Origin of the sequence: Flagellimonas okinawensis, from assembly GCF_029194005.1 — a bacterium.
GTDB classification, from domain to species: domain Bacteria; phylum Bacteroidota; class Bacteroidia; order Flavobacteriales; family Flavobacteriaceae; genus Flagellimonas; species Flagellimonas okinawensis.
Map to the genome: position 1 here is coordinate 80,735 of NZ_JARFVA010000002.1, position 13,195 is coordinate 93,929.

Sequence of the window (13,195 nt, forward strand, 5' to 3'; positions counted from 1 at the left end):
ACTGGTTTTACAATGTTGAAAGCTTGTTAAAAACTCATCCGTGCTTTATTTTTGTTGAAAAACTAACTTCTAATGAGTTTGATTAAATCTTCATTGGCCCGAAAATATGTAATGGCCCTATCGGGTCTTTTTTTGGTCATATTTTTGATTCTTCACGTGACCATCAATTTGGCCTCTGTGTTTTCACCGGAATTTTTTAATGAAGCGTCCCATTTTATGGGTTACAATCCGCTGGTTCAATTTTTAATGCAACCCATATTGATCATAGGTGTGGTCGTACACTTTGTGATGGGCTTTGTTTTGGAAATTCAGAACAAAAAAGCTAGGGATGTAAGCTATGTAAAGTACAAGGGAAGCGCCAATGCTCCATGGGTATCCAGGAACATGATCTATTCAGGTTTGGTGATCCTTGCTTTCTTGGCATTGCACTTCTACGATTTCTGGGTACACGAAATGGCCTATAAATATATTGAGGCCAATCCAGAGGACCCAACACGTTATTACCACGAAACCGTTGAGAAATTTGCTCCATTCTGGAGAACCGTTCTCTACGTGGTTTCCTTTGTGTTGTTGAGCCTGCACTTGTGGCACGGCTTTGCCTCATCTTTCCAATCCATGGGTGTGAACAACAAGTACACCACTGGATTCAAAAAATTTGCTAAAATATTTGCGGTAGTGGTACCCTTGGCGTTTGCATTTATCGCCCTTTACCACCACCTTAACCCAATAACACATTAAGTATGGGCATATTGGATTCCAAAATTCCATCTGGGCCATTGGCCGACAAATGGACCAAACATAAAAACGACATCGATCTTGTTAACCCTGCCAACAAAAGGAACATCGACATCATTGTCGTAGGTACAGGACTTGCAGGTGGTGCCGCGGCAGCCACTCTGGCCGAGTTGGGTTACAATGTAAAAACATTCTGTTATCAAGATTCTCCTAGAAGGGCACACTCCATTGCTGCCCAGGGAGGTATCAATGCAGCTAAGAATTATCAAGGGGATGGTGATAGTAACTACCGTCTTTTCTATGATACCATTAAAGGGGGCGATTATCGTTCCCGCGAAGCCAACGTTTACCGTTTGGCCGAGGTGTCCGGTAACATTATCGACCAATGTGTAGCTCAAGGGGTTCCCTTTGCTCGAGAATATGGCGGTATGTTGGACAACCGATCTTTTGGCGGGGTGCTCGTGTCGAGAACCTTTTATGCAAAGGGTCAAACAGGCCAGCAACTTTTGCTAGGGGCATACTCTGCTATGAACCGTCAAATAAACCGAGGTAAGATTCAAGCATTCAACCGTCATGAAATGATGGATTTGGTTTTGGTCGATGGTAAGGCAAGGGGCATCATAGCAAGGGACTTGGTGAGCGGTGAGATTGAAAGGCACAGTGCCCATGCCGTTGTTTTGGCGACCGGAGGCTACGGTAACGTATTCTTCCTATCGACCAACGCTATGGGAAGTAACGTTATGGCCGCTTGGAGAGCGCACCGTAAGGGGGCATTCTTCGCCAATCCATGTTTTACCCAGATTCACCCGACCTGTATCCCGGTGACCGGGGACCATCAATCCAAATTGACCTTGATGTCGGAGTCCCTCAGAAACGATGGACGTATCTGGGTGCCGGCTAAAAAAGAAGATGCCATCGCCATTCGAGAAGGTAAATTAAAGCCAACGGAACTGGCCGAAGAAGATCGCGATTACTATTTGGAAAGAAGGTACCCTGCCTTTGGTAACCTTGTGCCACGTGATGTGGCATCGAGAGCTGCAAAAGAGCGTTGCGATGCCGGTTTTGGTGTAAACAAAACAGGAGAGGCGGTTTTCTTGGACTTTGCATCCGCCATTGAGCGTTATGGAAAAGAAAAAGCCTTGACTTCAGGTATCAAAAACCCGGACAAGGCAACCATAACCAAATTGGGTGAAGAAGTTGTAGAGGCCAAATATGGTAACCTTTTCCAGATGTACGAGAAAATCGTAGATCAAAACCCGTACAAAACACCCATGATGATCTATCCTGCGGTACACTATACCATGGGAGGTCTTTGGGTTGACTATAATTTACAGACCACGATTCCAGGTTGCTACGCAGCAGGGGAAGCCAACTTTAGCGATCACGGTGCCAACCGTTTGGGCGCTTCTGCATTGATGCAAGGTCTGGCCGATGGATATTTTGTACTGCCGTATACAATCGGTGATTACTTATCCGATGATATTAGAACAGGTGCCATTCCCACAGACTCCAAAGAGTTTGATGAAGCTGAGCAACAGGTTCGTGACCGCATGGAAAAACTGATGGGCGGTTCCGGTATCCACTCTGTGGACTACTATCACAAAAAACTGGGCAAGATCATGTGGAACAAATGTGGTATGGCCCGTAACGAAAAGGAACTTAAGGAAGCTATCGAAGAAATCTCGGCGCTAAGAAAAGATTTCTGGGAGAACGTTAAAATTCCAGGAAGCATCGATTCCAAAAACCAAGAGTTGGAAAAAGCTGGACGTGTTGCCGACTTCTTGGAATTGGGTGAATTGTTCGCGAAAGATGCCCTGCACAGAAACGAGTCCTGTGGAGGACACTTCCGTGAAGAGTACCAGACCGAAGAGGGTGAAGCGCTCCGAGATGACAAAAACTTTAAATATGTGGCCGCTTGGGAGTATAAAGGCGAGCCAAAGGATGCCGAATTGCACAAAGAAGATTTGGTATACGAAAATATTGAACTGAAGACAAGATCCTACAAATAAGAAGCTATGAAATTATATCTAAAAATATGGCGTCAAAAAGACGCATCCACACCTGGAAAGATAGTTGATTATACCCTTGATGGTGTTGAAGGAGATATGTCTTTCTTGGAGATGCTCGACGTTTTGAACGAAGAATTGGTCTCCAAAGGAGAAGAACCCGTTGAATTCGACCATGATTGTAGAGAGGGTATCTGCGGAACATGTTCCCTGCAGATCAATGGAGAACCTCACGGACCGGACCGATTGGTGACCACTTGCCAATTGCACATGCGAAAGTTCAACGATGGGGATACTATTGTTATCGAGCCTTTCCGTGCAAAAGCATTTCCTGTGATCAAAGATTTGATCGTGGACAGAAGTGCATTTGACCGCATTCAGCAAGCAGGAGGTTATATCTCTGTAAATACTTCTGGTAATACTGTGGATGCCAACACTATTCCAATCAACAAATATGATGCGGATGAGGCCATGGATGCCGCTACCTGTATTGGTTGTGGAGCCTGTGTGGCCGCTTGTAAAAATGCAAGTGCCATGCTCTTCACCTCTGCTAAGGTTTCCCAGTTTGCCTTATTACCACAAGGTAGAGTGGAAGCCGTGGAACGTGTACAGAATATGGTACGCCAAATGGACCTGGAAGGTTTTGGTAACTGTACTAACACCGGAGCCTGTGAAGTGGAATGCCCCAAAGGTATTTCATTGACCAATATTGCACGTATGAATCGTGAGTACTTATCCGCTACATTGAAAGGATAAACACATCACATTCCAATATACAAAACCCAAATTCCAAAAGGAGTTTGGGTTTTTTGTTATCTTACAGTATGCCCAAGGAATACCCTAAAGAACGGATCAAAGTACCACGTTTCAATGAGGAATCGGGTTTTTACACCACTCCCGAACGTTCCAAGATCATGGGGAAAATACGCGGCAAAAACACCAAGCCGGAACTTGCGTTTAGAAAAGCGTTATGGCAAGAGGGATACAGATATCGGGTAGATTACAAAAAACTCATAGGAAGGCCTGATATTGCATTGCAAAAGTATAAAACCGTCATATTTATTGACGGGGAATTCTGGCACGGGCATAATTGGGAGGAACGAAAAGAAAAAATCAAAACCAACAGGGAATTCTGGATTCCAAAAATTGAACGCAATATACAACGGGACCAAGAAGTGAACGAAGCTTTGGAGCAAATGGGTTACACCGTGTTCCGGTTTTGGGAAACAGAAGTGAAAAAAGACTTGGAAAGTTGCCTGGAAAAAGTCCTTAACACTTTAAAAGAACATCACGCCAATGATTGAACCACTATCCAAACTACCTCATGTGGGTACTACCATTTTTACAACCATCACCCAACTGGCCCATGCCCACAATGCCATAAACCTATCACAGGGATTTCCAAACTTTGACCCCGAGCCGGAACTTCTAAGACTCATGAGCAAAGCCTATAAAAAAGGAAACAACCAATATGCACCTATGCAAGGTACGCTCTCCCTTCGTGAAGCCATTTCAGAAAAAATTGAGCGTTTGTATGGCACCTATTATCATCCTGAATCTGAAATCACCGTTACGGCCGGTGCCACCCAAGCGATTTTCACTACTATTGCCGCCTTTGTGCACCCAGAAGATGAAGTCATTGTTATAGAACCCGCCTTTGATTGCTACGAACCCGCTATATCCCTTTTTGGTGGTAAAAGTATCGCGATGCCCTTAGAGGGAAATGATTTTAAAATGAATTGGAGCGCTTTTAAATCGGCCATAACCCCAAAAACCAAAATGGTCATTTGTAATACTCCGCACAATCCTACCGGTATCATTTGGTCAGAAAACGATATGCTACAGCTTCAAGAAATTTTAAGGGATACCGATATTATCTTGTTGAGTGATGAGGTTTATGAACATATTGTGTTTGACGGCAAGTTGCACGAAAGTGCAACGAAATATCCAGGCTTGGCTGCCAGGAGCGTCATTTGTTCTTCGTTTGGAAAGACATTTCATGCCACTGGTTGGAAAATGGGTTATTGCGTAGCCCCAAAACCCCTGATGCGAGAGTTTCAAAAAGTGCATCAGTTCAATGTATTTTCGGTAAACCATCCGCTACAGATTGCACTAGCCCAATACTTGAATGACCCCCAGCATTATCTGAATCTCGGTAGTTTTTATCAAGAGAAGCGAGATATTTTCTTAAATGGCATCAAAGGCTCCAGATTTAAAATGGTCCCTTCGGCCGGCACTTATTTTCAATTATTGGATTATTCTGAGATCACAGAGGAAAAGGACACTGTCTTTGCTGAACGTTTAATCAAGGAACATAAGCTTGCGAGTATTCCTGTCTCTGTATTCTACAAGGCGGATTATGACAAGAAATTCCTGCGGTTTTGCTTTGCGAAGACCAACGATGTTTTGGACAAAGCCTCCCAAATATTGAATTCAATTTGAGTATTGGAAGGCAAAAGTTGCTCTTTCACTGTTTTGAAAATCTGAAGAACATCATTCAAAGGCAATTCAAAGTCCCGAAATTCTGGGGAGGTATTTAAATTATGGCACATTAGGGTCCTTCGCTCCTTATTATAGCCTATAATCTGTTTACAGATAATCCCGTTACAAACAATTATATAGGATTGGTTCCGTAGGGTTTCCTTGTTTCGCACCAAGGATTCCTTTATTAGCTCCCATCCAAGAACATATGATTTGTTTGGAATAGATTCCCTATTATCGTTCATGGGGTCGCCAGAGACCTCGAAGATATGATGGGTTTCATCCGATAGAAAATCAATAATAAACCCAACTTGGAACGAATTGCTCATACTTTCATTCTGCAGGCCCGAAATGTATTTTTATGCCATTCAAACGAAGCTAAGTTTTTCGACCATTCGTGATGTGGTTTATCGCACTAATAGTCTAACAAAACTGAATGCCAAAGCAATTACACTTTTACTGCAAACGGCCATCAAAAATTCAGTGGACATAAAATTAAAGGCAGAGGAAGATTTTAATTTTCTTGAAGGCTTATTGAAGCACTAACTTCATAAGCCAATCTGTTTGTTCGTCCGAGCCTATAAAGTATGGGTGCTCTCCTATCTTTGTAAAACCATGACGCTGGTAAAAACGAATAGCGTTGGGATTCTTCTCCCAGACCCCTAACCACAAAAAATCTTTATTAAGGCCCCTGGCAAGCGATTTAATTTCTTTTAACACCCAAGAGCCAATACTTTTCCCCTGGTGTGAACTCAATACGTATATGCGTTCTATTTCCATGCCTCTAGAATCATGCAAATCGGTTTGGGCAGATGCAATATTGAGTTTGAAATAGCCCACTACTTCTTCTCCATTCAAAATAAAATAAAAGAAACTGTTTGGATTTAACAGTTCGGAGAGCATCTTATCGGTATGAAACGCTTGATGTAAATAGCTGGCAAAATCGTTGGGATCATTGGCACTCTCAAAAGCATCCCTAAATGTTACCTTGGACAAATTAACCAGAGTGCCTAAATCGGCTTTGGTACACTTTTGAATAGAACAGGACATGTTTTGGGGGTTTTGCTAAAATTATCGCAAAAAAAAGAGCCTAACACTATGTTGGCTCCATATTTTTCAGGGGGATAATACTGATCTATAGCATGAAAAGCTTTTTGATCAAAAGCATAAAACCTGTGAAAAAATCGTTTCGGTAAACTTGTACGTTTTCGTCCATCGTAGTGTTTGATTTTAGTGCCATGGTTAATAGGTTTTAACGTGGTTAATTTGGGTAAAATTTTCGATATAACCAAATATATTATCGATGAATGGTAATATAAAACTAATGTTGTGTAATAGCTCGAATATGTTGTAAAAACAGGGTCGATATTTATCAAATATTCATTTCAGGAATCTCTCCTTCAACGATCAAGGTTCCTTCAGTAGCCTCCTTAATTTCCTCTACGGATACCCCGGGAGCTCTTTCCAATAACTTGAACCCGTCTGCCGTCACTTCCAACACTGCAAGATTGGTAACGATGGTGGTAACACATCCTACACCCGTTAAAGGCAAAGTACAACGCTTCAACAATTTGGATTGGCCGGCCCTGTTGGTGTGCATCATGGCAACTATTATATTCTCGGCGGAAGCTACTAGGTCCATAGCTCCTCCCATACCCTTTACCATTTTACCCGGAATCTTCCAATTGGCTATATCCCCGTTCTCGGCAACTTCCATGGCTCCCAAAATGGTAAGGTCCACATGTTTCCCCCTTATCATGGCAAAACTGGTCGCAGAATCAAAAAAGGAGGCACCCGGCAAGGTAGTGATCGTCTGTTTGCCCGCATTAATAATGTCGGCATCCTCTTCCCCTTCAAATGGGAACGGTCCCATGCCCAGCACTCCATTTTCACTCTGAAACTCGACACTTATATCGTCACGTACAAAGTTGGCGACCAAGGTTGGTATTCCAATACCCAGGTTCACGTAATATCCGTCCTTGACCTCTTTTGCAATTCGTTTTGCTATTCCGTTCTTGTCCAACATATCTATGCTTTCTGTCTAACTGTTCTTTGTTCAATTCTTTTTTCAAATTTTTCCCCCTGGAAAATACGCTGTACAAATATTCCCGGGATATGGATTTCGTTTGGGTCCAAACTACCTGCAGGCAATAGTTCCTCGACCTCGGCCACGGTAATGGTCGCAGCTCCACACATACAGGGATTAAAATTGCGTGCCGTTCCCTTGAATATCAAGTTTCCGGCTTCGTCCCCCTTCCATGCCTTTACGAAAGCGAAATCAGCTTTAAAAGCAGGCTCCAGTACGTACATTTTTCCATCGAACTCACGGGTCTCCTTGCCCTCGGCAACCTCGGTCCCATAACCAGCTGGGGTATAAAAGGCAGGGAAACCAGCTTGTGCGGCTCTACATTTTTCCGCCAAGGTTCCCTGTGGGGTCAATTCTACTTCGAGCTCACCGCTCAGCATTTGCCTTTCGAATTCATCGTTCTCCCCAACATAGGAAGATATCATTTTCCTTATTTGATGGTTTTGCAAGAGCAGTCCAAGACCAAAATCATCTACCCCGGCATTGTTCGAGATGCAAGTGATGTCCTTGATGCCCAAACGGACCAATTCGTCAATGGCATTTTCGGGTATTCCACATAGGCCAAATCCTCCTAGCATAAAGGTCATGCCGTCTTCAACTCCCTTTAATGCCTCTCCTACATTGGCAACAGTTTTATTGATCATAAAATTCTCATTTATTTGCCCTGAAATTACGATTTAAATAAAAAAGCCCCAAGCAAAATAGGATATGCTTGGGGCTTTTTTACTCTCTTTTGATTTATCTAGAAGTCCAGGTCGTCCAAATCGTCTTCAGTATCAACTTTAACCTCTTCTTTCACTTTTGAACAATCTATGTTGATGCTCATTTCTTCCGGAGCTTCAAATTCGTCCTTGGATACCCCTATTTCCTCATCCGCATAGTTCTTTTTCATGTACAGGGCCCAAATGGGCAATGCCATGGCGGCCCCTTGTCCGTAAGTAATGCTGGAAAAATGAATAGAACGATTTTCTCCTCCCACCCAAACTCCGGTGACCAGATTAGGTACCATGCCCATAAACCAACCATCACTTTGGTTTTGCGTAGTCCCCGTTTTACCTGCGATTGGATTTGTCAGCTCGTAAGGATAACCAGTAATAATTTCCTTATAAACTGTTGTTTCTTTCGCTCCTGAATGGCGTAATCTTGCTCCAGAACCGGATTGTGTAACCCCTTCCAACAGGTTGACCATGGCATAGGCCACTTCTTTACTTAACACATCTTTAGTTTCGGGAGTATACTCATACAGTACAGATCCGTTTTTGTCCTCGATGCGGGTCACCATCACGGGCTTTACATATACCCCTTGATTTGCATAGGTGCCAAAGGCGCCTACCATATCATATACACTTACATCCGCCACACCCAATGCAATAGAAGGTACTGCAGGGACATCTTTTGTAATACCCATGTTTTTGGCCAATGAAACAACTGCTCCAGGCCCAACCCGATCGATAAGTTGTGCCGTAATAGTATTTACCGAATTGGCCAATGCATTTTTCAGCGTCATATCCTCACCTGAATACTCGCCGTCGGAATTTTTAGGTTGCCACGCCTCCATATTTCCATGTTTTCCAGGTTCTATACTATATTGGTTGTCAGGTAATGTAAAACAGGGGGAGTATCGCAATTGATCAATGGCCGCCGCATACACAAATGGCTTGAACAATGAACCTGCTTGTCGAGCACCTTGATATACGTTGTCGTATTGGAAATGTTTGTAGTCGACTCCACCTACCCAAGCTTTCACGTGGCCAGTTTGCGGCTCCATTGACATCATTGATGTCCTAAGGAATGTTTTGTAATAGCGAATGGAATCCATCGGAGTCATAATGGTGTCCTTCTCGTATGAATCACTGTTCCAATCAAACACGGTCATTTCCGTTTTTTCATGAAAAGTGGCTTCGATTTCCTTTTCGGATAAGCCTTCTCGCTTTAATACTCTCCATCTTGGAGATGCTTTCATTGCACGCTCCATAATGGTGTCGATCGCACCCCGCGAAATATCCAAGAATGGGGCCGTTGGATTTCTTTGCGGCGTATTTTGATGAAAAAACTTGGCCTGTAGGTTGCTCATATGCTCCTGTACGGCTTCTTCGGCATTGCGTTGCATTCTGGAATCCACTGTGGTATAAACCTTGAGTCCATCCAAATAAATATTCCATTTTTCACCGTTTGGCTTTGGGTTGTCTTTTACCCAATTGTTCAACCAGCGTTGAAGGTACATCCTAAAATAGGTGGCCAATCCTTCCCTATGGGACTCTGGATTAAAATTGATCTTCATCTCCAAAGTCTGTAGGGAGTCTTTTTCCTTTTCGCTGATATACCCGTATTTGGCCATTTGACCAAGGACCGTATTTCTTCGGTTGAACACTAATTCCTCTCGCCTGATCGGATTATAAAGAGAGGAGTTCTTTAACATTCCAATCAATACTGCGGACTCCTCAGTTCTTAACTCATTGGGCTCTTTTCCAAAATATATCCTGGAAGCTGAACGTATGCCATCGGCGGCATATCCAAAATCATAGATATTGAGGTACATCGCTATGATCTCTTCCTTTGTATAATTACGTTCCAGTCGAGTGGCTATTACCCACTCCTTAATCTTTTGTGTAACCGCTTCAAAAAGGTTCCTGGATCGGACTCCTACGAACAATTGTCGGGCCAATTGCTGTGAAATGGTACTGGCACCTCCCTTTGTTCCCAAATAGGCCAATGCCCTTGCAAAACCTCTTGCATCGATTCCGGAATGTTCGTAATATCTTGCATCCTCGGTGGCCACTAGTGCATCCACGATGTTTTGGGGAAGGGTTTCATAATCGACCCAAGTCCTGTTATCATCTAAATAAAGTTTTCCCAAGGTTTCGCCATCGGAAGAAATAAATTCTGTGGCCAAATTGGTTTCGGGGTTCTCCAAACGTTCAAAAGTGGGCATTTCACCAAAGACCCCCCAAGAAGCCAAAAGAAAAATAAGAACGACGGACAATACTCCTGTTCCAAATAAGATCCAAAACCATTTAATGAAGGGGAAAAAGTTCTGTTGCTGTTTTTTTTGACGCTTTTTTGCCATTACTATTTGGGTGCTTTTTCTATTTCCAAACCAACATCGGTAATTCCTTTCAGCTGATGAAGGCCTCCCACATCGCCATTTTTACGCATGGCATGTGAAATATTTACCTTATATACGCCAGAATTCGGAAAATCGATGTTTTCCTTGTACCATAGCTTGTTTTCCTTGACACTTCCCATTCCTTTTCCCAGCCATTCGCCATTGGGTTCTGCCATTCTATATTCCAATGTATCCTTAACGGTATTTCCATTGGGATATTCTAATTCGGTTATCAGGAATAAATTACTGAAGGCAAAGTGGTCATCGTTCCTGATATTGATGAACATGTTATAGGTCGATGTGGAATCCAACTCTGAAAATTGAAAATCGACGGCTTGGCCCATTTCCCATTCTCCTTCTTTGATGGGCCTATAGTCCGAATAGACCAGCAACTCGTTGCAGGAGGATAGCGCAAGGACTGCAATGAGCAAAAACAAAGACTTATTTCGCATTTGGGGATGCTTTAGATTTTGGTTTTCTTCTTTTTTTCTTTCTTCTTCTTTTCTTGTTCGGTCTATCAAAACGGGTAAGACTGTCTTGACCGACTACATTTTCGAAAGTTGTTTTTTCCTCGCTGATATTGTCCGCTGCATAATCTTCCAGGCTTTCAACTTTCTCGTTCTTTTTGTTCAATTCCAAGATTTCGAGTACCTGGTCTTTGGTCAATGTATGCCAGGTCGCGGGTTCGTCCTTATAGGAAAACCAAAGGGTTTCCTTAAAAATATCGGCCTTTTGGCAAAATGCCAATCCCTTTTTGGTCTTTAGCTTACAATCGGATGGTGGAAAGTTTTTGAGGGCTTCGAGGTACATATCCAATTCGTAGTTGAGGCAACACTTTAGTTTGCCGCACTGCCCTGCCAATTTTTGTGGGTTCAAGGCCAATTGCTGGTACCTGGCAGATGCCGTGCTTACAGACCTGAAATCGGTGAGCCATGTGGAGCAACAAAGTTCTCGGCCACAAGAACCAATGCCTCCCAAACGCTGGGCTTCCTGTCGATATCCTATTTGGCGCATTTCAATTCGGATTCCAAAAGCCTTGGCCATATCCTTGATCAATTGTCGAAAATCGACCCGATCATCGGCCGTGTAATAAAACGTAGCTTTGGAACCATCACCTTGAAATTCAACATCGCTGAGCTTCATTTGGAGTTTTAGGGAAATGGCAATTTCCCTGGAGCGCTTTTTGATCTCTTCCTCCTTGTCCCTACATTTTTGCCAAATATCTATGTCCCGTTGTGTGGCCTTTCTGTAGACCTTGGGGAGATTTTTATCGTCAGCAGAAACTTTTTTACGTTTCATCTGAATCCTTACAAGCTCACCCGTAAGCGTTACGACACCTACATCGTGACCGGATTTGGCTTGAGTGGCCACTACGTCCCCTATGGAGAGTGTGAGATTTTCCGTGTTCCTGAAAAATTCCTTTCTGCTATTCTTGAAACGCACCTCAACGCAATCAAAAGGTTTTTGACCGTTGGGCAACGACATATTGGAAAGCCAATCAAAGACTGTCAGCTTATTACAACCATCAGTGCCGCAAGTACCATTGTTCTTGCAACCACGCGGTTGTCCATCCTTGCCGGTTGAACAACTGCTACACGCCATATATAATATCTTGATTTAAGGAAACTTAAAACATTTCCTTAAAAAGGGTTCATAAAAATTACTAGTTGTAAATATAACACAATTTGTTGCAGCATTGAAATACTAGTTCTTGTATTTCAATACAGGGGAGCGGCCTTTTTTGAATATTTTGTTGCTGGCCCCTTTGCCCTTGCGCAAACGTTTTTGTTCCTCATAAGGCAAAGCATGTACTTCCATACAATCCACCGAACAACAATTGTTCATTTTTTCTGCACATTCCTCACATTGGATAAACAATAAATGGCAGGCTTCGTTGGCGCAGTTCACATGGGTATCGCACGGCTTTCCACATTGGTGGCAATGTGCGATCACTTCCTCGGAAATACGCTCCCCTCTACGGTGGTCAAAAACAAAGTTTTTTCCCAAAAATTTATTTTCCAATTGCTTTTCGCGCACTTGTCGGGTGTATTCTATAATACCGCCTTCCAGCTGGTAGACATTTTTAAAGCCTTTGTGTTTGTAATAGGCACTGGCCTTTTCACAACGGATGCCACCAGTGCAGTACATGACCAATTTTTTATCTTCTTTGTGTTCAGCGAGATCTTGCTCAATGATGTCCAATGAGTCCCTAAAGGTGTCAACATCCGGGGTAATGGCATTTTTAAAATGGCCGATTTCACTTTCGTAGTGATTGCGCATGTCGACCAGAACGGTGTTTTCGTCCTCAATAAGTTCGTTGAATTGTTCGGCGCCCACATGAATTCCCTTATTGGTCACATCAAAGGTATCGTCGTTAAGGCCGTCGGCAACAATTTTATCGCGCACCTTTACCTTAAGTTTCAAAAATGACTTATTGTCCTGTTCAATGGCAATGTTCAATCTCACATTTTCCAAAAATGAAATACTGTCCAGATGTTCCTTGAACACATTGAAATTATCCGCAGGAACCGAAAGTTGGGCATTTATACCTTCCTGGGCCACATAAATACGACCAAGGACTTCCATGTCGTTCCAGGCCAAGAAAAGATGGTTCCTCAAAATCTGAGGGTTACCTATATGTGCATATTTATAGAAAGAGATGGTAAGCCGATCTTTACCGGCCTCCTCAATTAGGGCTTCCCTTTCTTTTGCACTTAATGTATTGTACAGTTGCATGCTATACCTGATTAAGTTAAAGAATGGTTCTTTGAATTCTGGGGC

At 43.0% G+C, this 13,195-nt stretch carries 13 protein-coding genes; 5 read left to right on the forward strand and 8 right to left on the reverse strand.

The window, feature by feature from the left end:
• Positions 1-72: 72 nt before the first annotated feature.
• The 5 genes from PY091_RS06205 (at position 73) to PY091_RS06225 (ending at position 5,183) form a co-directional block, all read left to right on the forward strand.
• Positions 73-738 carry a succinate dehydrogenase cytochrome b subunit gene (locus PY091_RS06205; RefSeq protein WP_275648840.1) on the forward strand — a complete coding sequence of 222 codons (666 nt, stop codon included), beginning with the start codon at positions 73-75 and terminating at the stop codon, positions 736-738.
• 2 nt (positions 739-740) lie between these two features.
• Positions 741-2,744 (forward strand): fumarate reductase/succinate dehydrogenase flavoprotein subunit, encoded by a 2,004-nt coding sequence (locus PY091_RS06210; RefSeq protein WP_275648841.1) that lies wholly within the window; start codon positions 741-743, stop codon positions 2,742-2,744.
• A gap of 6 nt (positions 2,745-2,750) precedes the next feature.
• Positions 2,751-3,497, forward strand: a complete 747-nt coding sequence (locus PY091_RS06215) for a succinate dehydrogenase/fumarate reductase iron-sulfur subunit (protein WP_275648842.1) — start codon at positions 2,751-2,753, stop codon at positions 3,495-3,497.
• 68 nt (positions 3,498-3,565) lie between these two features.
• Positions 3,566-4,045, forward strand: a complete 480-nt coding sequence (locus PY091_RS06220) for a very short patch repair endonuclease (RefSeq protein ID WP_275648843.1) — start codon at positions 3,566-3,568, stop codon at positions 4,043-4,045.
• Positions 4,038-5,183, forward strand: coding sequence for a methionine aminotransferase (locus PY091_RS06225; RefSeq protein WP_275648844.1), 1,146 nt, complete (start codon positions 4,038-4,040; stop codon positions 5,181-5,183). Before PY091_RS06220 ends, PY091_RS06225 begins: the two co-directional genes overlap by 8 nt.
• Here the strand turns inward: PY091_RS06225 and PY091_RS06230 are convergent.
• The 8 genes from PY091_RS06230 to trhO all read right to left on the reverse strand — a co-directional run bounded on the left by PY091_RS06230 (position 5,099) and on the right by trhO (position 13,150).
• The gene (locus PY091_RS06230) at positions 5,099-5,551 is read right to left on the reverse strand and encodes a hypothetical protein (RefSeq protein ID WP_275648845.1); all 453 of its coding nucleotides are present in this window, start codon (positions 5,549-5,551) and stop codon (positions 5,099-5,101) included. The two genes, PY091_RS06225 and PY091_RS06230, sit on opposite strands and share 85 nt — an antisense overlap.
• Before the next feature lie 202 nt (positions 5,552-5,753).
• On the reverse strand, positions 5,754-6,272 hold the full coding sequence (locus tag PY091_RS06235) for a GNAT family N-acetyltransferase (RefSeq protein WP_275648846.1): 519 nt from the start codon (positions 6,270-6,272) through the stop codon (positions 5,754-5,756).
• A gap of 322 nt (positions 6,273-6,594) precedes the next feature.
• Positions 6,595-7,248, reverse strand: coding sequence for a CoA transferase subunit B (locus tag PY091_RS06240; RefSeq protein ID WP_275648847.1), 654 nt, complete (start codon positions 7,246-7,248; stop codon positions 6,595-6,597).
• A 2-nt stretch (positions 7,249-7,250) separates the two neighbouring features.
• A complete protein-coding gene (locus PY091_RS06245) occupies positions 7,251-7,952 on the reverse strand; it encodes a CoA transferase subunit A (RefSeq protein ID WP_275648848.1) in 702 nt (233 codons plus the stop codon).
• A gap of 98 nt (positions 7,953-8,050) precedes the next feature.
• Positions 8,051-10,375, reverse strand: coding sequence for a penicillin-binding protein 1A (locus PY091_RS06250; RefSeq protein WP_275648849.1), 2,325 nt, complete (start codon positions 10,373-10,375; stop codon positions 8,051-8,053).
• Positions 10,376-10,377: 2 nt separating this feature from the next.
• Complete coding sequence (locus PY091_RS06255; RefSeq protein WP_275648850.1) at positions 10,378-10,866, reverse strand: gliding motility lipoprotein GldH; 489 nt, start codon at positions 10,864-10,866, stop codon at positions 10,378-10,380.
• Positions 10,856-12,016 carry a PSP1 domain-containing protein gene (locus PY091_RS06260; protein WP_275648851.1) on the reverse strand — a complete coding sequence of 387 codons (1,161 nt, stop codon included), beginning with the start codon at positions 12,014-12,016 and terminating at the stop codon, positions 10,856-10,858. Before PY091_RS06260 ends, PY091_RS06255 begins: the two co-directional genes overlap by 11 nt.
• Before the next feature lie 102 nt (positions 12,017-12,118).
• Positions 12,119-13,150 (reverse strand): oxygen-dependent tRNA uridine(34) hydroxylase TrhO, encoded by a 1,032-nt coding sequence (gene trhO / locus PY091_RS06265; RefSeq protein ID WP_275648852.1) that lies wholly within the window; start codon positions 13,148-13,150, stop codon positions 12,119-12,121.
• Positions 13,151-13,195 lie beyond the last annotated feature (45 nt).